The organism is Streptomyces sp. NBC_00287, from assembly GCF_036173105.1.
Lineage (GTDB): Bacteria > Actinomycetota > Actinomycetes > Streptomycetales > Streptomycetaceae > Streptomyces.
Genome location: NZ_CP108053.1, coordinates 7,562,580 through 7,585,280 on the forward strand (window position 1 = coordinate 7,562,580; position 22,701 = coordinate 7,585,280).

At 70.9% G+C, this 22,701-nt stretch carries 19 protein-coding genes and 1 pseudogene; 17 read left to right on the top strand and 3 right to left on the bottom strand.

Annotated elements, in window-relative coordinates; translation table 11 throughout:
- The first annotated feature begins 27 nt into the window (after positions 1-27).
- On the top strand, positions 28-708 hold the full coding sequence (locus OHT76_RS34325; protein ID WP_328874745.1) for a response regulator transcription factor: 681 nt from the start codon (positions 28-30) through the stop codon (positions 706-708).
- 55 nt (positions 709-763) lie between these two features.
- Positions 764-1,942, top strand: a complete 1,179-nt coding sequence (locus OHT76_RS34330) for a cytochrome P450 family protein (protein ID WP_328874746.1) — start codon at positions 764-766, stop codon at positions 1,940-1,942.
- A gap of 26 nt (positions 1,943-1,968) precedes the next feature.
- Here OHT76_RS34330 and OHT76_RS34335 read toward each other — a convergent pair whose 3' ends face one another.
- The gene (locus OHT76_RS34335) at positions 1,969-2,988 is read right to left on the bottom strand and encodes a Gfo/Idh/MocA family oxidoreductase (RefSeq protein WP_328874747.1); all 1,020 of its coding nucleotides are present in this window, start codon (positions 2,986-2,988) and stop codon (positions 1,969-1,971) included.
- A 129-nt stretch (positions 2,989-3,117) separates the two neighbouring features.
- On the opposite strand from OHT76_RS34335, the gene OHT76_RS34340 reads away from it, so the two are divergent.
- The 8 genes from OHT76_RS34340 (at position 3,118) to OHT76_RS34375 (ending at position 13,633) form a co-directional block, all read left to right on the top strand.
- Complete coding sequence (locus tag OHT76_RS34340) at positions 3,118-3,855, top strand: GntR family transcriptional regulator (protein WP_328876694.1); 738 nt, start codon at positions 3,118-3,120, stop codon at positions 3,853-3,855.
- A 179-nt stretch (positions 3,856-4,034) separates the two neighbouring features.
- Positions 4,035-5,039 carry a sugar ABC transporter substrate-binding protein gene (locus tag OHT76_RS34345; RefSeq protein ID WP_328874748.1) on the top strand — a complete coding sequence of 335 codons (1,005 nt, stop codon included), beginning with the start codon at positions 4,035-4,037 and terminating at the stop codon, positions 5,037-5,039.
- Positions 5,036-6,067: an ABC transporter permease gene (locus OHT76_RS34350; protein ID WP_328874749.1), complete on the top strand. Its 1,032-nt coding sequence runs from the start codon at positions 5,036-5,038 to the stop codon at positions 6,065-6,067. The genes OHT76_RS34345 and OHT76_RS34350 overlap by 4 nt, the downstream gene beginning before the upstream one ends.
- A complete protein-coding gene (locus OHT76_RS34355; RefSeq protein ID WP_328874750.1) occupies positions 6,064-6,834 on the top strand; it encodes an ATP-binding cassette domain-containing protein in 771 nt (256 codons plus the stop codon). Before OHT76_RS34350 ends, OHT76_RS34355 begins: the two co-directional genes overlap by 4 nt.
- 116 nt (positions 6,835-6,950) lie before the next feature.
- Positions 6,951-8,099: an ROK family glucokinase gene (locus OHT76_RS34360; protein WP_328876695.1), complete on the top strand. Its 1,149-nt coding sequence runs from the start codon at positions 6,951-6,953 to the stop codon at positions 8,097-8,099.
- On the top strand, positions 8,096-8,689 hold the full coding sequence (locus OHT76_RS34365; RefSeq protein WP_328874751.1) for a sugar kinase: 594 nt from the start codon (positions 8,096-8,098) through the stop codon (positions 8,687-8,689). Before OHT76_RS34360 ends, OHT76_RS34365 begins: the two co-directional genes overlap by 4 nt.
- A 97-nt stretch (positions 8,690-8,786) precedes the next feature.
- On the top strand, positions 8,787-11,609 hold the full coding sequence (locus OHT76_RS34370; RefSeq protein WP_328874752.1) for a DEAD/DEAH box helicase: 2,823 nt from the start codon (positions 8,787-8,789) through the stop codon (positions 11,607-11,609).
- Positions 11,606-13,633, top strand: coding sequence for an SWIM zinc finger family protein (locus OHT76_RS34375; protein WP_328874753.1), 2,028 nt, complete (start codon positions 11,606-11,608; stop codon positions 13,631-13,633). Before OHT76_RS34370 ends, OHT76_RS34375 begins: the two co-directional genes overlap by 4 nt.
- A gap of 50 nt (positions 13,634-13,683) precedes the next feature.
- On the opposite strand, the gene OHT76_RS34380 is transcribed toward OHT76_RS34375, so the two are convergent.
- Complete coding sequence (locus tag OHT76_RS34380) at positions 13,684-14,793, bottom strand: hypothetical protein (protein WP_328874754.1); 1,110 nt, start codon at positions 14,791-14,793, stop codon at positions 13,684-13,686.
- Between the two features lie 2 nt (positions 14,794-14,795).
- On the bottom strand, positions 14,796-15,851 hold the full coding sequence (locus OHT76_RS34385; RefSeq protein ID WP_328874755.1) for a hypothetical protein: 1,056 nt from the start codon (positions 15,849-15,851) through the stop codon (positions 14,796-14,798).
- A 247-nt stretch (positions 15,852-16,098) separates the two neighbouring features.
- Between OHT76_RS34385 and OHT76_RS34390 the strand changes: the two genes are divergently transcribed.
- The 7 genes and pseudogenes from OHT76_RS34390 to OHT76_RS34420 all read left to right on the top strand — a co-directional run bounded on the left by OHT76_RS34390 (position 16,099) and on the right by OHT76_RS34420 (position 22,701).
- Positions 16,099-17,103 (top strand): ABC transporter ATP-binding protein, encoded by a 1,005-nt coding sequence (locus OHT76_RS34390; protein ID WP_328874756.1) that lies wholly within the window; start codon positions 16,099-16,101, stop codon positions 17,101-17,103.
- A gap of 477 nt (positions 17,104-17,580) precedes the next feature.
- A pseudogene (locus tag OHT76_RS34395) lies at positions 17,581-18,060 on the top strand (MFS transporter); the annotation flags it as partial.
- Positions 18,037-18,498 (top strand): HAD family hydrolase, encoded by a 462-nt coding sequence (locus OHT76_RS34400; RefSeq protein ID WP_328876696.1) that lies wholly within the window; start codon positions 18,037-18,039, stop codon positions 18,496-18,498. The pseudogene OHT76_RS34395 and the gene OHT76_RS34400, both read left to right, overlap by 24 nt.
- Positions 18,488-19,099, top strand: a complete 612-nt coding sequence (locus OHT76_RS34405; RefSeq protein ID WP_328874757.1) for a DUF1349 domain-containing protein — start codon at positions 18,488-18,490, stop codon at positions 19,097-19,099. Before OHT76_RS34400 ends, OHT76_RS34405 begins: the two co-directional genes overlap by 11 nt.
- A 723-nt stretch (positions 19,100-19,822) precedes the next feature.
- Positions 19,823-20,818 (top strand): branched-chain amino acid ABC transporter permease, encoded by a 996-nt coding sequence (locus OHT76_RS34410; RefSeq protein ID WP_328874758.1) that lies wholly within the window; start codon positions 19,823-19,825, stop codon positions 20,816-20,818.
- A 10-nt stretch (positions 20,819-20,828) separates the two neighbouring features.
- Positions 20,829-21,821, top strand: coding sequence for a branched-chain amino acid ABC transporter permease (locus tag OHT76_RS34415; protein ID WP_328874759.1), 993 nt, complete (start codon positions 20,829-20,831; stop codon positions 21,819-21,821).
- Positions 21,811-22,701, top strand: coding sequence for an ABC transporter ATP-binding protein (locus OHT76_RS34420; RefSeq protein ID WP_328874760.1), 891 nt, complete (start codon positions 21,811-21,813; stop codon positions 22,699-22,701). Before OHT76_RS34415 ends, OHT76_RS34420 begins: the two co-directional genes overlap by 11 nt.

A 22,701-nucleotide genomic window follows, 5' to 3' on the forward strand; every position in this document is an offset into this window, starting at 1 on the left:
CCCGGCAATCATGATTACGTAAGCTCCATGACAGCGATCAGACTGCTCCTCGTCGACGACGACCCGCTGGTCCGGGCCGGTCTGTCCCTGATGATGGGCGGCGCGGACGACATCGAGATCGTCGGCGAGGCCTCCGACGGCGCCGAGGTCGAGGAACTCGTCGAGCGCACCCACCCGGACGTGGTGCTGATGGACATCCGGATGCCCTCGGTGGACGGCCTCACCGCCACGGAACGCCTGCGCGGCCGCCCCGACGCCCCGCAGGTGGTCCTGCTCACCACCTTCCACGCCGACGAGCACGTCCTGCGCGCCCTCCGCGCGGGCGCCGCCGGATTCGTCCTCAAGGACACCCCGCCCGCCGAGATCGTCGACGCGGTACGGCGGGTCGCGGCGGGCGATCCCGTCCTGTCCCCCACCGTGACACGGCAGTTGATGGAGCACGCGGCGGGTGGCGCCGCCGATACCCGCCGTACACGCGCGCGTGTCCGTATCGCCGCCCTGAACGACCGCGAGAGCGAGGTCGCCGTCGCGGTGGGCCGCGGACTGTCCAACGCGGAGATCGCCACGACCCTGTTCATGAGCGTCGCGACGGTGAAGACCCATGTCTCCCGCATCCTGACCAAGCTCGATCTCAACAACCGGGTCCAGATCGCGCTGCTGGCCTATGACGCGGGACTGCTCGAAGAGGCCGACGAGGACGGGCACTAGCTCCGGACGCCGACCGTTGTGAAGGTGTCGCGGCGTTGTCCGAGGGGGAGTGGTGATGAGCGGATTCATCGATCTGGGCGAGTTCGGCGCGGAGTTCCGGCGCAATCCGCATCCGGTGTATGCGAGCCTGCGCGCCAAGGGGCCATTACACCGGGTCCGGCCGCCCGAATGGGAGACGGAGACCTGGCTGGTCGTCGGCCATGAGGAGGCGCGGGCGGCGCTGGCCGACCCCCGGCTGGCCAAGGACGGCGCCAAGATCGGCACACCGGCGCTGGACGAGGAACTGGTCGGCAAGACCCTGCTGAGCACCGACCCGCCCCAGCACACCCGGCTGCGTGGTCTGCTCTCTCGCTCCTTCACCATGCGTCGCGTGGAGGAACTGCGCCCGCGGATCCAGCAGATCACCGACGACCTGCTCGACACGATGCTGCCGTACGGCCGTGCAGACCTGGTGGCGTCCTTCGCGCTCCCGCTTCCGCTCACCGTCATCTGCGAACTGCTCGGTGCGCCCGAGATGTCCCGTGCCGAGTTCCGCAAGATGGCCACCGAGTCGATCGCGCCCAGCAGCCCGGCCGCCGCGCACGAGGCCTTCGCCGGCCTCGGCGCGTACTTCACCGAGCTCATCGAGGACAAGCGGGCCTCGGGCCCGAGCGACGACCTGCTCAGCGACCTCGTCCACACCAGCGCCGAGGACGGCGCCCCGATCTCCCCGGACGAACTGCGCGGCATGGCCTTCATCCTGCTGATCGCGGGCTACGAGAGCACGGTCAACCTCATCGCCAGCGGCGTCCACGCCCTGCTCACCCACCCCGACCAACTCGCCGCGCTCCGGGCCGACATGACCCTCATCGACGGCGCGGTCGAGGAGATGCTGCGCTTCGAGGGCCCGATCGAGAACGCGACGTTCCGGTATGCCGCCGAGCCGTTGGAGATAGGCGGCGTCCGGATAGAGGCGCACGAGCCGGTGATGATCTGCCTCGCCGCCGCGGACCGGGACGCGGACCGCTATCCCGACCCCGAACGCTTCGACATCCGCCGCGACAGCCGTGGCCATCTCGCCTTCGGCCACGGCATCCACTTCTGTGTGGGCGCCCCACTGGCCCGCATCGAGGCGCGCACGGCGATCCGCGCACTCCTGGAGCGCGCCCCCGACCTCGCTCTCGACGGCCCACCCGGCGACTGGCTGCCGGGCACGCTGATACGCGGCATGCGGAGCCTGCCGGTGCGGTGGTAAGTCATGCCAGGGGGCTGCCGACCGAGTCACACCGCCGCCGCGCTCCCGCCCGGGATCTCCGCCAGCCGTACGGGTCTTCGTTCGCGCCTGGACAGTTCGCACGCCTCGGCCACCCGCAGCGCCTGCAAGGCCTCGCGGCCGTCGCAGGGGTTGGCCCGCTCACCCCGGACCACCTCGACGAACGCCGCGAGCTCGGCCTCGTAGGCGGGCCCGAAGCGTTCCAGGAAGCCGGGCCAGGGCTTGTCCGCGGCCGGCGGTCCGCTCGGCTCGGTGGACGCGATCGGCGTCCGGTCGTCCAGGCCCACGACGATCGTGTCCCGCTCCCCGGCCAGCTCCATGCGCACGTCGTAGCCGGCGCCGTTCAGCCGCGTCGCCGTGGCCGTCGCGAGCGTGCCGTCGTCCAGGGTGAGCACCACCGCCGCGGTGTCCACGTCGTCCGCCGCACGGAACATCGCCCCACCGGCGTCGGACCCGGCCGCGTACACATCGACCACCTCGCGTCCGGTCACCCAGCGCAGCACATCGAAGTCATGGATCAGCGTGTCCCGGTACAGCCCGCCGGACAGCGGCAGATACTCGGCGGGCGGCGGCGCCTGGTCGCAGGTCAGCGCCCGTACGGTGTGCAGCCGTCCGAGCCGCCCCGCGCGCACCGCCTCCCGGGCCCCCGCATACCCCGCGTCGAAGCGGCGCTGGAAACCCATCTGAAGGATCGTTCCGGCGGTCTCCACCTCGCCGATCGCCTGCAGTGTGCCGGGCAGATCCAGCGCGATGGGCTTCTCGCAGAACACCGGAAGCCCCGAGCGCGCCGCCCGTCCGATCAGCTCGGCATGCGCCGACGTCGCCGTGGTGATCACCACGCCGTCCACGCCCCACTTGAAGATCTCGTCGACCCCCGGCGCCGCCGTCTCGCCGAGACGCAGCGCCAGCTCCGCCGCCCGCGCGGGATCGGCGTCCGTGAGGATCAACGAACCGACCTCCCGGTGCCGGCTCAATGTGTTGGCATGGATAGTGCCGATCCGACCCGTACCGATGACTCCGATGCGCATGGGAACAAAGTGCGGTCGCATCGGGCGCCCTGTCAATGCGTATGTCCGGACAATCGAACTACACGACTTCCCGTCAACCGGCCACGGAGCTACGCTCGCCCCGTGCCGAAACCAGAAGTGGACCCGACCGTGTCGCTCGACCTCAGTGTGGACCGGAGCAGCCCGGTGCCGTTGTACTTCCAGCTGTCCCAGCAGCTGGAGGCCGCGATCGAGCACGGAGCGCTCACCCCCGGCAGCCTGCTGGGCAACGAGATCGAACTCGCCGCACGGCTCGGCCTCTCCCGGCCCACCGTCCGCCAGGCCATCCAGTCGCTCGTCGACAAGGGCCTGCTGGTCCGTCGCCGCGGAGTCGGCACCCAGGTCGTGCACAGCCAGGTGAAGCGCCCCCTGGAGCTCAGCAGCCTCTACGACGACCTGGAGGCCGCGGGCCAGCGCCCCGCCACCAAGGTCCTGGTCAACACCGTCGTCGCGGCCTCCGCCGAAGTGGCGGCCGCGCTCGGCGTCGCCGAGGGCAGCGACGTACACCATGTGGAGCGGCTGCGCCTCGCGCACGGCGAGCCGATGGCGTACCTGTGCAACCACCTGCCCGGCGGACTGCTCGACCTGGACACCGCCCAGCTGGAGGCCACGGGCCTCTACCGGCTGATGCGCGCCGCCGGGATCACCCTGCACAGTGCCCGCCAGTCCATCGGCGCCCGTTCCGCCACCGCCGCCGAGGCCGAGCGGCTCACCGAGGACGAGGGTGCCCCGCTGCTCACCATGCAGCGCACCACCTTCGACGACACCGGCCGGGCGGTCGAGTTCGGCGACCACATCTACCGGCCGAGCCGCTATTCGTTCGAGTTCCAGCTCCTCGTAAGGCCGTAATCACCTGCTCCAAGGGGCCCGAGTTCGTCGCAATGTCCGGACAATGCGACCGACTCGCGCTCCCCGGTCACGCGACGCAGGATGCCTGTGTTCGATACTGGGGCGTTTGCGTCTGGTGAGATCACCGATGTCACCGGGCCCACGCGCACCACTGAACACAGCAAGAAGGGCACGTCCTCGTGGCACGGTTTCGGACCTGGGCAGGGATCGCGTTGGCGGGGGCACTCTGCGTCTCCCTCGCCGGATGCAGCAGCACCGGCGGCAAACGCGCCGAGGACGCTCGCAAGGCAGCGGCGGCCCAGGGGAAGGCGGCGGTGAACACCCCCCGCTGGACCTTCGCGATGATCACCCACTCGGGTGATGGCGACACCTTCTGGGACATCGTCCAGAACGGCGCCAAGCAGGCCGCCGTCAAGGACAACATCAACTTCCTGTACTCCCACGACGACGAGGCCCAGCAGCAGGCGCAGCTCGTCGACGCCGCCGTCGACAAGCAGGTCGACGGAATCATCGTCACCCTCGCCAAGCCCGACGCCATGAAGGCGGCCGTGGCACGCGCCCGCAAGGCCGGCATCCCGGTGATCACCGTGAACTCCGGCTCGGAGGAGTCCAAGGCGTTCGGCGCGCTCACCCACATCGGCCAGGACGAGACCATCGCCGGCGAGGCCGTCGGCGAGGAGCTGAACAAGCGCGGCCGCAAGAAGGCCGTCTGCGTCCTGCACGAGCAGGGCAACGTCGGCCACGAACAGCGCTGCGACGGCGTGAAGAACACCTTCGACGGCACCGTCCAGGACCTGTACGTCACCGGCACGAGCATGCCGGACGTGCAGTCCGCCATCGAGGCCAAGCTCCAGGCCGACAGCTCCATCGACTCGGTCGTCACGCTCGGTGCCCCGTACGCCGACACCGCTGTCAAGGCCAAGCAGGGCGCCGGCAGCGACGCCGAGATCGACACCTTCGACCTCAACGCCAAGGTGGCGGCCTCGCTCAAGGACGGCACCCTCGGCTTCGCCGTGGACCAGCAGCCGTACCTCCAGGGCTACGAGGCCGTGGACCTGCTGTGGCTGTACAAGTACAACGACGATGTCCTCGGCGGCGGCAAGCCGGTGCTCACCGGTCCCCAGATCATCACCAAGGACCAGGCCGCCGCGCTGGAGGAGTACACCGAGCGGGGCACCCGATGACCGCGACCACGGTGGACGAGCGACTCCTCGAAACCTCCCCCCTCCGCAAGCTGCTGAGCCGCCCCGAACTCGGCTCGGTCGTCGGCGCGATCGCCGTCTTCGTCTTCTTCGCGCTCGTCGCCGACGGCTTCCTGCGCGCCGCCAGCCTCAGCACGGTCCTGTACGCCTCCTCGACGATCGGCATCATGGCGGTCCCCGTCGCCCTGCTGATGATCGGCGGCGAGTTCGACCTGTCCGCGGGCGTCATGGTGACCTCGTCGGCCCTCGTGTCGTCGATGTTCAGCTACCAGATGACCGCCAACACCTGGGTCGGCGTAGGCGTCTCGCTGCTGGTCACCCTGGCCATCGGCGCCTTCAACGGCATCATGCTCACCCGCACCAAACTGCCGAGCTTCATCATCACGCTCGGCACCTTCCTGATGCTGACCGGCATAAACCTCGGCTTCACCAAGCTGATCGACGGCACGGTCTCGACCAAGTCGATCGCCGACATGGAGGGCTTCGAGAGCGCGCGCGACGTCTTCGCCTCGACGCTGACGATCGGCGACGTCGACTTCAAGATCACGATCCTGTGGTGGATCGGCCTGGTCGCCCTCGCCTCCTGGATCCTGCTGCGCACCCGCGCCGGCAACTGGATCTTCGCCGTCGGCGGCAACCAGGACGCGGCTCGCGCGGTCGGCGTCCCGGTGACCAAGACCAAGATCGGCCTCTACATGGGCGTCGGATTCGGCGCCTGGATCTCCGGCCAGCACCTGCTCTTCTCGTACGACGTCGTCCAGTCCGGCGAGGGCGTCGGCAACGAGCTGATCTACATCATCGCCGCCGTCATCGGCGGCTGTCTGATCACCGGCGGCTACGGCAGCGCGGTCGGTTCGGCGGTCGGCGCCTTCATCTTCGGCATGACCAGCAAGGGCATCGTCTTCGCCGAGTGGAACCCCGACTGGTTCAAGTTCTTCCTCGGAGCGATGCTGCTCCTCGCGACCCTGCTCAACGCCTGGGTCCGCAAGCGCGCGGAGGCCACCAAGTGACACTCGTCGAGCTGGCGGACGTCAGCAAGCACTACGGCAATATCCGCGCCCTCGAAGGGGTCTCCCTGGAGGTCAGGGCGGGCGAGATCACCTGCGTCCTCGGCGACAACGGCGCGGGCAAGTCCACCCTGATCAAGATCATCGCGGGTCTGCACCAGCACGACGGCGGCGTCCTGCGCCTCGACGGCGAGGAGACGAAGCTGTCCTCCCCGCGCGAGGCCCTGGACCGCGGCATCGCCACGGTCTACCAGGACCTGGCCGTCGTACCCCTGATGCCGGTCTGGCGGAACTTCTTCCTGGGCTCCGAACCCCGCAAGGGCGTGGGCCCCTTCAAGCGCATGGACGTCGACTTCATGAAGAGGGCGACCCACGCGGAACTGCTGCGCATGGGCATCGACCTCCGGGACGTCGACCAGCCCATCGGCACCCTGTCGGGCGGCGAACGCCAGTGCGTGGCCATCGCGCGAGCGGTCTACTTCGGCGCCAAGGTGCTGGTCCTCGACGAACCCACGGCGGCGCTGGGCGTGAAGCAGTCCGGGGTGGTCCTGAAGTACGTGGCGGCCGCGCGGGACGAGGGCCTGGGGGTTGTGTTCATCACACACAACCCGCACCACGCGTATATGGTCGGCGACCGCTTCGTCCTGCTGAAGAGGGGCGCGATGGTGGGGAATCACACGCGGGACGAGACCACACTGGACGAGCTGACGAGGCAGATGGCAGGCGGAAACGAGCTGGACGATCTACGCCATGAACTGAAACGTGCCTAGGGGCGCGGGGAACTGCGCGACCAGCCACATACGGCCTGTAGACGGCGTACACCATGAACCACCCCATTGTTTCCCTGTACAGCACCGGGGTCGGCGGTGAGGCAGAATCGGGCCTGATGAGCACCTACGGCACCTTCAACGCCCCCATCGGCTCCCGCCGCGCCCCGGCGCTCCGTACCGTCGGCACAAGGGAGCGGCGGTCACATCTGACCGCACCCCGCGTGCCTACGGTGGGCATCGACATCGGCGGCACCAAGGTGATGGCCGGCGTCGTCGACGCCGACGGCAACATCCTGGAGAAGCTCCGCGCGGAGACCCCGGACAAGTCCAAGAGCCCCAAGGTCGTCGAGGACACCATCGTCGAACTGGTCCTGGACCTGTCCGACCGCCACGACGTGCACGCCGTCGGCATCGGCGCGGCCGGCTGGGTCGACGCCGACCGCAACCGCGTCCTGTTCGCCCCGCACCTGTCCTGGCGCAACGAGCCGCTCAGGGACCGTCTCGCCGGGCGCCTGGCCGTCCCCGTGCTGGTCGACAACGACGCCAACACCGCCGCCTGGGCGGAGTGGCGGTTCGGCGCGGGCCGCGGCGAGGACCACCTGGTGATGATCACGCTGGGCACCGGTATCGGCGGCGCGATCCTGGAGGACGGGCAGGTCAAGCGCGGCAAGTTCGGCGTGGCCGGTGAGTTCGGCCATATGCAGGTCGTGCCCGGCGGCCACCGCTGCCCGTGCGGCAACCGCGGCTGCTGGGAGCAGTACAGCTCCGGCAACGCGCTGGTGCGCGAGGCACGTGAACTGGCGGCGGCCGACTCCCCGGTGGCGTACGGGATCATCGAGCACGTCAAGGGCAACATCTCCGACATCACCGGCCCGATGATCACCGAGCTGGCCCGCGAGGGCGACGCCATGTGCATCGAGCTGCTCCAGGACATCGGCCAGTGGCTCGGCGTCGGCATCGCCAACCTGGCGGCAGCCCTCGACCCGTCCTGCTTCGTCATCGGCGGAGGCGTCTCGGCCGCCGACGACCTGCTGATCGCCCCCGCGCGGGAGGCCTTCAAGCGCCATCTGACCGGCCGCGGCTACCGCCCCGAGGCCCGGATCGCGCGCGCCCAGCTCGGCCCCGAGGCCGGCATGGTCGGCGCCGCCGACCTCGCCCGGCTGGTCGCCCGCCGCTTCCGGCGCGCCAATCGGCGCCGGGTGGAGCGCCATGAGCGTTACGAGCGGTATGTGTCGTCCCGCCGTGCGTCGCAGGGGCCCGCGTGACCGCTGAACTGCCCCGTCAGGCCGACCCGGCGGACGAGCCGTCCCGGCCCGCCGAGGACCGGCGCCACAAGTTCCGCCGCAGGGCGCTCACCCTGCTCATCATCGGGCTGCTCATCGGCGTCCCGGCCGGCTACCTGGTGATCTCCGCCAACCAGAGCCGGGACAGCGGCAAGGACAAGGAGGCGAAGTACTCGGCGAGGGGACTCACCGAGGGCTGGCCGTCCAAGGTCCAGCGCCGCCTCTACCAGGTGCCGATCCCGCACCCCGCGAACCAGGTCGCGTACTACGAGACCAACAACTGGCGCACCAGCCGGCTCTACGTCCAGTTCCAGACCACGCACGCCGGTCTGGACACCTTCCTCGCCGGCCTCGGACTGAGCCGGGACGACCTGAAGCGGGACGACGTCACGATCGGCGCCCGCGACCAGAAGGTCACCGGCTGGAAGTTCACGGGCGAGGGCTCCCGGCCCGGCACCAACTTCGGAATCGTCCGCGAGCAGAAGAACCCAGCGCCCACCCAGGACATCGTGGTGAACACGGGCAACCCGACGTATCCCATGGTCTACGTCGTCTCCCGCACGGTTCCCTAGGGCCCCTCCCGGGCCGGTGGGCGGGGCCAATTGTCAGACCCCGCCCGTAGAGTCGAAGACGTCTGATCCGACTCAGGGGCGGGAGGTGGCAGGAAGTATGAGTCACACGGCTGAAGCAGGCGGTCTCCGTACGGCGGAGGCCGTCCCCGTGCGACTCGCCGCCGTCTTCCTGCCCGCGCCCCTCCCACGCGAGGGCCGGATCGCCTTCTGGGACCCCGAGGACGGCCCCCTGCCCGTGGGCCCGGAACCCACCGAGCTGACGGTCGTACGGCGACACGGCTCCGGTGTCCGCCGCAGGCCGGCCCCCGCGCTGACCCTCCCGCTCGACGCCGCGCTGCCCCTCCTCGTGCGCGCCCGCCGCGACCCCGCCGCCCACCCCGCCACCGCCGCCTGGGGCGCCGCCGCCCAGCACGCGCTACGGCTCACCGCGCGCGGTCGGCTCCTGCCCGGACTGACGCCGACCGGCCACGACGCCTGGCGGGCCGGACCCCTCGACCCGGACGACATCGCGCACCTGCGGGCCATCGCCGCCGCCCTGCCCCACGAAGGCCACGCGGTCCCGCTGCCGGGGCCGGGACCGCTCCGGCTGCCCGAGCCGGAAGCGCTGATGCGCTCCTTCCTGGACGCGGTCGCGGACACCCTGCCCCGCACCCCGGCCGCTCCCCACGCCTCCGGGAAGCCCTTCGCGGACCGCCGCCCGCAGCGCCTGCCCGAGGCCCACGACTGGGCCGCCGAGGTCGCCGCCGGGATGGACGCGGGCGTAAGGATCTCGCTGCGCCTGGATCTGTCGGCGCATGAGCTGTTCGACGCCGAGGAGGGCGTCCGCAGCGCGGGCGCGGCGATCGTCCAGGTACACAGCCTCGCCGACCCCACCCTGGTCGCCGACGCGGCGGCACTGTGGGCGGGCGCGGCGGACACCGCCTTCGGCCCCCGCGCGCGGGTCGACGCGGCACTCGCGGTGCGCCGCGCGGCCCGCGTCTGGCCGCCGCTCGACCGACTCGCCGAGCAGGACGTGCCCGACGTACTGGCCCTGTCCGACGAGGAGTTGGGCGATCTTCTGGGGGTGGCGGCGACCCGGCTCGCGGCGGCGGGCGTTGGCGTGCACTGGCCCCGGGACCTCGCCCAGGACCTGACCGCCGCCGCGGTGGTACGACCCGCCCCGGGCTCGGCGACCGACGGCACCGGCTTCTTCGAGAGCGAGGAACTGCTCCAGTTCCGCTGGCAGTTGGCGCTCGGCGGGGAACCGCTCAGCGAGGCCGAGATGGACGCGCTCGCCGAGGCGCACCGCCCGGTCGTCCGGCTGCGCGACCACTGGGTGCTGGTGGACCCGGCCCTCGTACGCAAGGCCCGTAAGCGCGAACTGGGCCTGCTCGACCCGGTCGACGCGCTCTCCGTCGCCCTCACCGGCACGGCGGAGGTCGACGGAGAGTCGGTGGAGGCGGTGCCCGTCGGCGCCCTCGCCGCCCTGCGCGACCGGCTGACGGCGGGCGTCCGCCCCGCCGCGCCGCCGCCGGGCCTGGACGCCACCCTGCGCGACTACCAACTCCGGGGCCTGGCCTGGCTGGACCTCATGACCTCCCTCGGCCTCGGCGGCTGCCTCGCCGACGACATGGGACTCGGCAAGACCATCACCCTCATCGCCCTGCACCTGAAGCGGGCCCGCAGCGAACCGACCCTGGTGGTCTGCCCGGCCTCCCTGCTCGGCAACTGGCAGCGCGAGATCATCCGCTTCGCGCCCGGCGTCCCCGTCCGCCGCTTCCACGGCCCCGACCGCACCCTGGACGACCTGGCCGGAGGCTTCGTCCTCACGACGTACGGCACCATGCGGTCGGCGGCGCCCGTCCTCGCCCAGCAGGCCTGGGGCATGGTCGTCGCGGACGAGGCACAGCACGTGAAGAACCCGTACTCGGCCACGGCGAAGGCACTGCGCACGATTGAGACCCCGGCGCGGGTGGCGCTCACCGGCACACCGGTGGAGAACAACCTCTCCGAGCTGTGGGCCCTGCTGGACTGGACGACCCCGGGACTGCTCGGCCCCCTGAAGTCCTTCCGCGCCCGGCACGCGCGTGCCGTGGAGAACGGCGAGGACGAGGAGGCGGTGGAGCGGCTGGCGCGACTGGTGCGGCCCTTCCTTCTGCGCCGCAAGAAGTCCGACCCCGGGATCGTCCCTGAGCTGCCGCCCAAGACGGAGACCGACCATCCGGTGCCGCTCACCCGCGAACAGGCCGCGCTGTACGAGGCGGTGGTGCGGGAGTCGATGCTCGCCATCGAGACGACGGAGGGCATCGCGCGCAGGGGCCTGGTCCTGAAGCTGCTCTCGGCGCTCAAGCAGATCTGCGACCACCCGGCGCTGTACCTGAAGGAACCCGCCGTGGCCGAGGCCCTGGTGACCCGCTCGGGCAAGCTGGCGTTGCTGGACGAACTCCTGGACACGCTGCTGTCGGAGGACGGCTCGGCGCTGGTCTTCACGCAGTACGTGGGGATGGCCCGTCTGATCACCTCCCACCTCGCCTCCCGCGCGGTCCCCGTGGACCTCCTGCACGGCGGCACACCGATCCCCGAGCGCGAACGCATGGTGGACCGCTTCCAGGCGGGCGAGACCCCGGTCCTGGTGCTCTCCCTGAAGGCGGCCGGCACCGGTCTGAACCTCACCCGAGCCGGTCATGTCGTCCACTTCGACCGCTGGTGGAACCCGGCCGTCGAGGAACAGGCCACCGACCGCGCCTACCGCATCGGCCAGACCCAGCCGGTCCAGGTCCACCGCCTCATCACGGAGGGCACGATCGAGGACCGGATCGCCGAGATGCTGGAGTCCAAGCGGGCTTTGGCCGACGCGATCCTGGGTTCCGGCGAATCGGCCCTCACGGAACTGACGGACCGTGAGCTGTCCGACCTGGTCTCCCTGCGGAGGACGTCATGACACCCCGCCCGTCGGAGGAGGCCCGACGCGCGTTGCGGGCGGCGCGGGAGCGAGCGGAAGCGCCGGAGGGGACGGGGTTGCAGCCGGCGGAGGGCGCGGGGGCGCCCGAGGCGACGGCCGAGAAGCAGGAGGCCCATCCGGCCGACGAGGCACGCGCGGCACTGCGGCGCGCCGCCACGCAGCACGCCGATACGTCTGCCGGGGCAGGCACGCCCGCACCCGCACAGGGCACGGGCCCTGCTGACCAACCCGCGGCGCGCCCCGCGGATGTCGCACGGGAGGCGCTGCGTGCCGCGCGCCGGGACAGGCGCCAGACCGAGCCGGACCCCGCGAACACGGGCGCCGGGCCGGCGCGTACTCCCCGCCGTCCCGCGCACCCGACGAGCAGTGACACGCCCGCAGTCCGGGCACGGGCCCTGCGGGAGCTGCTCACCGACGCCTTCCGGCTGCCCGCCGAGGCGGAGTTGCCGGAGGAGGAGCCCAGCGAGACCGGCTCCGCCGCGGGCGTCCTCCGGGACCGCGACGACCCTTCTCTGTCAGAGAGCCGCGCGGATCGGACGGCGGCCTCGGACGCCGGCCGGGCGGCCCCGCGTGGTGGCGGCTCGGTCTCAAGAGGTGGCCGGGGGAGGGCAGACAGCCCGGCCGACGACGCTTCCCCTTCGTCCGCTGCGGACGCGGCGCCCGGCCATGCACTCACCCCGCCCTTCAACACCTCCGACCGCGAGGACGCCAGGCCGACCGCCCCCCGCCTCCCCCGCACCATGGCCGCCCCCTCCCGGGACAGCGACCTCCGGCGTACCTTCCCCGCCTTTCCGCCCCGGGGGTCCGGCGACGTCGGGTTTGCCGAGACCTGGTGGGGCAATGCCTGGGTGGCGGCCCTGGAAGAAGGGGCGCTCGATGCCAAGCGGCTCGCGCGGGGGCGTGGGTATGCCGAGCAGGGGCATGTGGATGCCATCACCGTTACGCCCGGGCTGGTCCTCGCGTATGTGAAGGGCAGCCGACCTCGGCCGTACCGCGTGCAGGTGCGGTTGCGGACCCTCGACGACGCCGAGTGGGAGCGGTTCCTGGACGCCGCCGCCGATCGGCCGGGGCATATCGCCGCGCTGCTCGACAAGGAGATGCCGCACTCCCTCGCCGAGTGCGGGGTGCCTTTGCTGCCCGGGCCGCGGGATCTGGACCCCCGTTGCAGCTGCCCGGACTCCGGGCACCCCTGCAAGCACGCGGCCGCCCTCTGCTATCAGACGGCACGTCTGCTCGACGCCGACCCCTTCGTACTGCTCCTGCTGCGTGGCCGCGGTGAGCGTGAGCTGCTCGACGCGCTGTCCCGCCTCAGCGCCGCGAGGGCGGCCCGTGCCGCGCAGGACCAGGAGCCGGCGCCGCTGCCGGGCGTGCGGGCGAGCGAGGCTCTCGCGCCCCGCCAACTCCCGCCTCTCCCAACGCCGTTGCCCGTTCCGCCGTACCCCGAGCAGCCCCCGGTCTATCCGGCGGCGCCGGGCGGCCCGGACCCGTTCGCGCTGGACCAACTGGCCACCGACGCGGCCGCCCGCGCGCACGCGCTGCTCGGCACCGGACGTGACCCGCTCGCGGAGCTGACGCTGTGGCAGGACGCCGTAAGGCTCGCCGCGGCCCGCCCCGGTTCCGGCCTCACCGCAGGCACCCGCGCCCTGTACTCCTCGCTCGCCTCCGCCGCCGACCGCACGCCCGCCGAACTGGCCCGGGCGGTCGCCGCGTGGCGCCAGGGCGGCGCGGAGGGACTCGCCGTACTGGAAGAGGCGTGGGATCCGCCGGCCGGCCGCTTCGACCGGGCCCGCCCGCTCCTCCTCGCCGCCGATCTCCCCGCCTTCCGCCCCTGGCGCAACCGCCTCACCCACCCCCGCGGCCATGTCCAGCTCCGCCTCGGCCGCGACGGCCTCTGGTACGCCTACGAATCGGAACCGGGCCACGACGACTGGTGGCCCCGCGGCACCCCGGACCTGGACCCGGTCGGCGCCCTGACCGGCCTGGGCGGCCCCGTCGAACCATGAGCCCGCGGCGACGGCGCCCCGGTCCTCACCCTCCGTTTCAGCCGGAGGTCTCAGCCGAACCGCAGGATCCGCGGCGCGAAGGTGCCCTCGGGACCGTCCGCGCGGCCCACCGACCACACCGTTTCCGTGCCCGGCACCGGCGCCAGCCGCAGCACCGAGGAGTCACCCTCACCGACCACCGCCGGTTCGCTGTACTCGGTGAACGACTCTCCGTTCCAGGCAAGGAAATCCGGCCCGGCGACAAGCGGCGGAGAGCTGCCCGGCGGGCCCCACTTCAGCGAGCGGGCCACCGCGACCCAGCCCAGCTCGCCGGACGCGGTGGGCGACAGTGAGGTGATCCCGCCGAAGTCGGTGGGCAAGGACACCCGGCTCCACGCCTGCCCGTCGAAGCGGACCAGCAGCGGCGGAATCGGCCGGCCCACGGGGCCTCCGACAAACCCGGCCGTGCCACCCGCCCACACCTCCGTCGGCGAGACCGCCAGCACACTGCCCACGGCCGACCGAGGGAACCCATCCACGATCGTCTGCTGCCACGCTTGTCCGTCCCAGTGCGACACGGCCGCACCCGAGCCGGTGGCACCCGCGGCCCAGACGTCGTCGGCCGCCAGGATGTGCAAGCCGTACACGGATCCCGGTGGCACCGGCAGATCCCGCCAGCCGCGCCCGTCCCAGCGCAGCAACACCTGCGCGCCGTCCCGGGAACCGATCAGCCAGGTCTCACCGCCACCGGCGACGACTTCGGTCAGCGCCACACCGCGCGGCGCCCGGCTCTCGGACCAGGCGGTGCCGCCGTAGCGGAGCAGGTGGGCGCCGCCCGCCGAGTCACGGCCGACCGCCCAGACAGCGGTCGGTGAGGTCGCGGCGATGGACAGCAGCTCTCCCTGCCAGCCGACCCCGGGCAGGCTCTGGCGCTGCCACGCGGTTCCGTCCCAGCGCAGCATCAGCGGGAAGCCCGGCGCCTCGCGGCCGACGGCGTCGGCACCCACCGCCCACGCCCGGTCGGGACCGAACGCGACGGCCTCGTTCAGCGCGGCCTGGGGGCGTACCTGTGCCGGGACCGGAACGTGCTGCCAGGACACGGTTTCCGCCGCGGCCGAGGACATGATGGCGATGACGGTCATGGCGGCAGCGAGGGCCGCGACGAGAAGTCTGCGTGCCATGGTCAGCCTCCCAGCCGCTCGCTCATCAGGTTCGGTTTCGAGCCGTAGATCTCGACGGTTCCGAAGGACAGCAGGGAGGACCCGGTCCTCGCCAGTGCACGCGGTTTGACGTCGATGGCGTTCGTGCGCTCCGGGCCGTAGGAGAAGGTGGTGCGGCGGCCGTCCACGCGCGCGTACTTCGACTGGAACGCGCGATCGCTGCGCACCGGAAGCCACAGCGCGCCGTCCGGGCCGCGCACCATGGCCTCGGTGAAGGTGTCGCCCAGCGGTGGGTAACTGGTGTGCCAGGCATGCCCGTTGAAGGTCATCAGGTAGGTGCGGGCCACGCCGTCGGTGTACTGGCTGCCGCCGATCGTGACCCGGCCGGACGGTTCGAGCAGCAGCGTGTGCACGTTGCTGTTCGACGGCAGCGGCACCTTCGCGTCCCGCCATATCGTGCCGTCCCAGCGCAGGACGGTGGTCCCGGTCCCGGTGCTGGTGTCCGCCCACGCCCAGGCGTCGGTGGCCGTGCGCGCGGTGATCCCCATCAGGTACAGCACACCGTCCGGGGTGGCCTGCGTGGTCCAGCCGGAACCGTCGTAGTGCAACACCTTCAGTCCGGTGGCGTCCTCACCGACCACCCAGGCGGCACCCGGTACGGCGGTGAAGTCCTGGTAGGTCCACAGGGTCTGCGGCAGCGGGACGGCACTCCACCCGCCCGCCGACCGGCGCAGGATCTCTCCAACTCCCGCCCGGTTGTGGAAGATCCACACTTCCTCGCCGACGAACTGCACCTCGCCGAGCCAGCCCGGCTCACCGGCGCCGGGGAAGGTCGTGTCCCGGCTCCACGCCGTGCCGTCCCACCGGTACAGCATCGGCCGCAGTCCGTCGGCGGCGTGCTCGTACCCGCTGGCCCACGCCTCGCCCGGCCCACGGGCGGCGAGATCCTTTACTGTCACCGGCGGGGCCGCCGCAGGCACCGGCAGCGCCGACCAACTCGGCGTCACAGCAAGAGCGGGCGACACCATCGAGGCACACGCGATCACCAGGCACACAATGACCGCTCGGAGACCGTTCACGACACCGTTCACGAGACCCCCAGTACGCGAAGGTCGCAGAGCCTATTGGCCGCCCCCACCCGTGAACAGACGGCATTCCGCCGACCTCGGTGGAGACGTCACATCGAGGTGAGCAACTCCTCCAGCCCCCACAGGAACTCCTCCACCTCCGCTTTCGGGCCATCTTCCGCTGGCCCGCGCCAAGTGGACCACGACCGGCTGGGGGGTACTGGCTCAGGCCGTCTTCGCGGCCGGATTCGTCGGGGCCGTGGTGTACGCCGCGACGGACGGGACGGGTGCCTCGGACGTCCTGCTGGTCCTCGCGGCCGGGAGCCGACTGGCCGAGTACGTCAACAACACAGTGACGCAGACCCAGTTCTACCGATCGATCTGGCTGGACGTGTCGCGACGGCTGGCCTGGCTGGAGGACTTCGCCGAGGCGGACCGCGCCGAGGCCGGCCGGGCCGCGCCCGAACGCCTGGGCCGGGGGATCCAGTTGGAGAACGTCTCGTTCCGGTATCCCGGGAGCGAGAAGCCCGTTCTGGAGGACATCAGCCTCGACCTCCCCGCGGGCAAGGTGATCGCCCTGGTCGGTGAGAACGGGGCGGGCAAGAGCAGCCTGGTGAAGCTGCTGTGCCGGTTCTACGCACCGACCGCCGGCACCATCCGGGTGGACGGAACCGACCTCGCCGCACTCTCCTCGGCCGACTGGCGCGCCCGGGTCAGCGGGGCGTTCCAGGACTTCTTCCGCTTCGAGTACCCCGTGTACCAGTCGGTCGGCGTCGGTGACCTGCCGCGCCTGGACGACCCTGCGGCCACCCGTACCGCGCTGGTCCGGGCGGGCGCCGAGGACCTGGTGTCCGGGCTGCCGCACGGACTGGACACCCAGCTGGGCACGGCGTGGGAGAAAGGCGTGGACCTCTCCCACGGCCAGTGGCAGAAGATCGCCCTGGCCCGTGGCTTCGTCCGGGACACCCCGCTGCTGCTGGTGCTCGACGAGCCGACCTCGGCCCTCGACGCAGAAATGGAGCACGCGCTCTTCGAGCGGTACGCGCAGGCGGCCCGGGACGAGCGGCAGCGCGACTCCGGGCGGATCACGCTGCTGGTCTCGCACCGCTTCTCCACCATCCAGATGGCCGACTTGATCGTCGTCCTCGACGGTTCCCGACTGGTCGAGTACGGCACCCACGAGGAACTCGTGGCCCGCCGCGGCCAGTACCACGACCTCTACTCCCTCCAGGCCTCCTCGTACCGGGCAGGTGCCCGCCGATGAGCCGGACCCGTGGCACACCCGCGACCGACACAGCGGCACTGGGCGAGATCGTGGACCGGGTGCGGCGCGTCCCCGACCGGTACCGCGACTTCGGACAGACCTCCGCCGAGGCCGCCTGGCAGTACGGCATCGGCGCGGAGTTGCTGGACGCGCTGACCGAGCTGGGCCTGCCGCACCGTTCGGCCGCCGGCGCCCCCCGGTACGACACCCTGGACCTGGCCAACGTCTCGCTCGCCCTGCCCTCGCCGCGTTTCATGGCCATGCGCGGCTGGTCAGCGGCGTTCCGCTCGGCCGGGCGGGCCGCTTCGGCCACCGACTATGTCGTCGAGGTGGTGCCGAACTGTCCGCAGGGCCCGCACGATTCGACGTGCCGGCACGAGGCGTCCACCACGCTTCGCCAACTGCCCGGATTCACCGCCCCGGTGGACGGCCCCATCTCGCTGACCCGGCAGGTGCACTCACCGGGACCGCCTCGGCAGACGCCGGGCCACGCTCATCTTCGACCTGCTCGGCTGGTCGGTGCCGATGCTGCTGTGGGCGATCGCGGACAACTTCTGGATGTTCCTCGCGGGCTACGTCCTGGCGTCCTGCTCGGCCGTGGTCAACACGTCGTTCAGCCTGATGGCGACGGAGGACACACCGGAGGCCGACCGCCCCCGCGTCTTCGCCGCGATCAAGCTCATCATCACGGCGGCCGGTCTGCTCAGGCCCGTCGCGGGCGGACTGATCGACGAGCACGGCACCGTGCCGACGCTGCGGGTGATCTACTTCGTCGGCGCGATCACCATGACGATCCACTTCCTGTGGCGGCACTGGCTCACCCACGAGACAGCGGCTGGCCGGATCGCCATGCACAACCGCCGGTCCCTCGGCATGGCCCGCAGCGTCCGCCAGAACGTCCGGATCTTCGCCCGGCTGGCACGCGAGCGCCGTGTGTGGCCGCTGATCGGCCTGTACATCTCGACGAACCTGGCCGGGACCGTTCCGCTGCCGGGCGTGACGGACCTGCTCCGCAGGGCCGAGGAGTCGGGCCTGTCCTGTGCCGTGGCGTCCAGCTCCCGCCGGGAGTCGGTCGAGCCGTATCTCCACCAGTACGGCATCCACGAGAAGTTCCGGGCGATCGTGACCCGCGAGGACGCCGAGCACCCCAAGCCCGCACCGGATCTGTACCGCAACGCGTTGCGGATCCTCGCGGTACGACCCGACGAGGCCGTGGCCCTGGAGGATTCCCTGCCAGGGGCGAAGGCGGCTCTCGCCGCGGGGATGCGGTGCATCGGGGTGCCGAGCCTTTTGACCCGACACCTCGAGTTCCCCGGCGGAGTGACTTCCCTGAACTCGCTCGCCGAGCTTGACGTGGACCACCTCTGTAAGAAGGGATTCCCTCATGAGCAATGAAGTGAAGATTGCCGAGCTCCCGTTCGGCCTGGTCGCGCGGGGAGCCGGTGCATGGTCGACGGATACCGGACTCCGGCTGTCGGCAGCGGCGCGAACGGACCTGTTCTGCGACCCCGCGGTTGCGGAGACAGCCGATCCCGGTGACCCGGTCCGCCTCGTCGGCGAAGTCCGTGGCGACTTTCAGCTGAGCGCCCGCGTCGAGGTGGACTTCCGCGACACCTTCGACGCAGGTGTCCTCTTCCTCCAACTCGACGAAGACCGCTGGGCGAAGCTCTGCTTCGAATACACCCCGCAGGGCGAGCCCAGCGTCGTCTCCGTCGTCACCCGTGGCGACTCCGACGACGCCAACTCCCAGCTCGTGCCGGTCCGCCACACCTGGCTGCGTATCTCGCGCCTGGGACGGGCTTTCGCCTTCCACTCCTCCGACGACGGCGAGTACTGGCGAATGATCCGCTACTTCTCGCTGGGCGAGCTGTCCGCCGACGTCCCTGTCCGCGTGGGCTTCCTGGCACAGGCGCCGCACGGTGAAGGCTGTGAGGCGACGTTCTCGCAGATCGAGTTCCACCAGCGGACCCTCGCCGGGCTCCGCGACGGCAGCTGACGGCCCCCGCCCCGTCAGGAACGTCCTGACGGGGCTCGGCTTCTCCGGCATACCCCGTTGCTCGTGGGAACGGTGAGATGTGAGACCCGGCACGGCGTGAGTGAGAGCGTGACGAACACCCTGCAATACCGCTTCGACGGCCCGGAGGACGCCCCGGTCGGGGGTCTCCGCGTGCGGGGACGGGCCCGGTTGAGCGGTGGTCGACGGGGTTTGCTCTGCTTCGGTTAGCTGTTCTGGTCTGCGAACAAGGAAGGCTGTCGAGAACCCTGAGCGCGCGCCATCGAAGTTGAGCGGCATGCGGGTCAGCGCCCCCCATCAGGAGGTGGAGCAGTGTGGCCACGGTGACACCGACGACGAGGGCCGTGCCGAACGACGGGGGTTCATCGACGACTGGAATTCCGACAGAAAACCCAACCGGAACATGGATTCTTCTGAACTTGAGGCAAGCCGTCGCGCTTTCCGGCGGCCCGATCTGTCGACGGGGCAACACAGTGAATTCAGGAATGCGTGTGCTGTCGGAGGACTCTCGCCTCCGAGGTCGAGGTGCTCGCCCGGTCCGGGCGGGCCCTGGCGCTGCAGGCACTCGCGAGGTTCTCGCTGTCGCCCATCCCGCATCCTCTGCTTTCCGTGGGGCACCTACCCGTGGTCCGCTACCCGTGTCACCGCCCCGACCTGCACCTACACTGAGCCCACAAGGGACGTTCGTGACGTACCGGAACCACCATGCGCTATCAGCGGATGCTCGTACCGGCCCTCGCCCTGGTCCTCGTAACGGTGCCCGCGATCTCCGCGCGGGGACAGGGTGAGGAAGTCCCGCGCGGCCCAACGTTCGCCGCGCGCGCTCTGCAGGCGCTGATCGACGGTATTCAGTTCGGAGTGATCATCGCGATCACATCGGTCGGGCTCTCGCTGATCTTCGGCACCATCCACCTGATCAACTTCGCGCACGGTGAGTTCGTCACGATCGGCGCCACCTTCGCGTTCTTCCTCAACGTTTCCGCGGCCGGTCCGGGCTGGCATCTGATTCCCGCCGCCGTCGCCGCGGTGGTCTTCGGTGCCCTGCTGGGCGGGGCGGTTGATCGAGGTATCTGGCGCCCGCTGCGGGCTCGGGGTACCGGGCTGATCAACATGTTCATCGTGACCATCGGGCTCTCGCTGCTGCTGCGCCACGTCGTACTCGTGCTGTACGGAACCCGACCCGCCTCCTACGCGCAGTACGACATCCAGAGCACGATCGACCTGGGCCCGGCCGGCATCACCCCACGGGACCTCACGGTCACCCTGCTCGCCGTGCTGGTGCTGCTCGGCATCGCCGCGCTCCTGCAGAAGACGCGGATCGGCACGGCCGTGCGGGCCGTCTCCGCCAACCGTGACCTCGCGGAGGCGTCGGGCATCGACGTGCAGCGGGTGGTGCTGTTCGTGTGGATGCTTGCCGGCGGACTGGCCGCACTCGGTGGGGTCTTCTTCGGCCTGGTGGAGATCGTCACCTGGGACATGGGCTTCAAACTGCTGCTGCTGATGTTCGCGGGGATCATCCTGGGCGGCCTCGGCTCCGCCTACGGTGCGATGGTCGGCAGCCTCGTCATCGGCATCGTCGCCCAGATGTCCACGCTGTGGTTCCCGGTCGACCTGCAGTACGCCTGGGCGCTGCTCGTCCTCATCCTCGTCCTCCTCGTCCGGCCGCAGGGCATCCTCGGCCGGGCCGAACGCGTCGGGTGAGGGGTGCGCCATGGACTTCTCGGCCATCGTCTCCGACGCACTCCGCTCCGGAATCGGCCCCATCGCCGCCGTCTACGCCCTCGCCGCGATCGGGCTGAACCTGCACTTCGGTTACACGGGGCTGCTGAACTTCGGCCAGGTCGGATTCATGCTGGTCGGCGGTTACGGACTCGCCATCACCGTGTCCACGTACGACGGCCCGATGTGGCTCGGCCTCCTGGGCGGAATCGCCTGCGCGATCGTGCTGGCCCTGCTCCTCGGCCTGCCCACCCTGCGGCTGCGCGCCGATTATCTCGCCATCACCACGATCGCGGCGGGGGAGACGCTACGGCTGTTCTACCGCTCCAGCTGGGCAGAGCCGGTCACCGGCGGGGTGTTCGGGCTGCAGAGATTCGCGAACGACTTCTACGAACTCAGCCCCATCGAGCCCGGCACCTACGGCGTGTGGCTCGTGAGGTTCAGCTCCCGCGACCTCTGGGTGATGATCGTCGGATGGGCGCTGGTGCTCGTGACCGCAGGTCTGCTGGCCCTGCTGATCCACAGCCCGTGGGGCCGTGTCATCCGGTCGATCCGTGAGGACGAGGTCGCCGCGCGCAGCCTCGGCAAGAACGTCTACGCGTACAAGATGCAGAGCCTCGTGCTCGGCGGCGTCATCGGGGCGGTCGCAGGCATGATGCAGGCGATCCAGGTGCAGTCCGTGAACCCGGACAACTACGATCCGGGCGTCACGTTCTTCCTGTACACGCTGCTTATCCTCGGGGGTGCCGGGCGGATCCTCGGGCCGGTCGTCGGCTCGATCCTGTTCTGGTTCGTCCTCAGCTTCCTCGACAGCGCGCTCCGCCAGGCCATCGACGCCGAGTACATCTCGCCGGACCTCATCAGCACGTCGGAGGTCGGCGCGGTGCGCTTCGCCCTGGTCGGGGTCGCCCTGATCCTGCTGGTCGCGTTCAGGCCACAGGGCATTCTCGGCAGCCGGAAGGAGATGCTGCTCAGTGGCCGCTGACCCTGTCGTATCCCACCCGGGCCGGCTCTCTGCGATCGATCCCGAGCCGGGGGTACGCAAGCCCGATCCCCTGCTGGTCCTGGACCAGGTGACCCGAACCTTCGGCGGCCTCGTCGCCGTGCGGGTCGAGCACCTGGAGGTGCAGCGCGGGGCCATAACTGCGCTCATCGGACCCAACGGTGCCGGCAAGACCACGTTGTTCAACGTGGTGAGCGGGTTCGACCGGGCCGACGGCGGCCGGTGGTCGTTCGACGGACAGCCGTTCACCGGCGCCCCGGCATACCGGGTGGCGCAGCGGGGACTGGTCCGTACGTTCCAGCTCTCCAGGGCGCTCGCCCGGCTCACGGTGCTGGAGAACCTGCTGCTTGCCGCGCCCGGGCAACGCGGCGAGCGGGTGCTGCCCGCGCTGCTGCGACCGCTGTGGCGCGGGCAGGAACGGGAGTTCGAGCGCCGAGCCGACGAACTGCTGGACCGCTTCCGGCTCGGTCCGCTGCGCGACGACCATGCCGGCACGCTCTCCGGTGGTCAGCGCAAACTGCTGGAACTGGCCCGCGCGCTGATGGCCCGGCCGGTCATGCTCCTACTCGACGAGCCGATGGCCGGGGTGAACCCCGCGCTGACCCAGTCGCTGCTCGGACACATCACGCAGCTGCGCGACGAGGGGCTGACGGTGTGCTTCGTCGAGCACGACATGGACGTGGTGATGGGCATCAGCGACTGGGTGGCCGTTATGGCCGACGGCCGGCTGGTGGCCGAGGGCCCACCGCACACGATCGCCCGAAACCCCGCCGTCGTGGACGCCTACCTGGGCAAACGGCACGACGAACCGCAGGCGACCGAGCAGAAGGAGAAGGGGAGCGGGAACGAGAGGGAGGCGTAG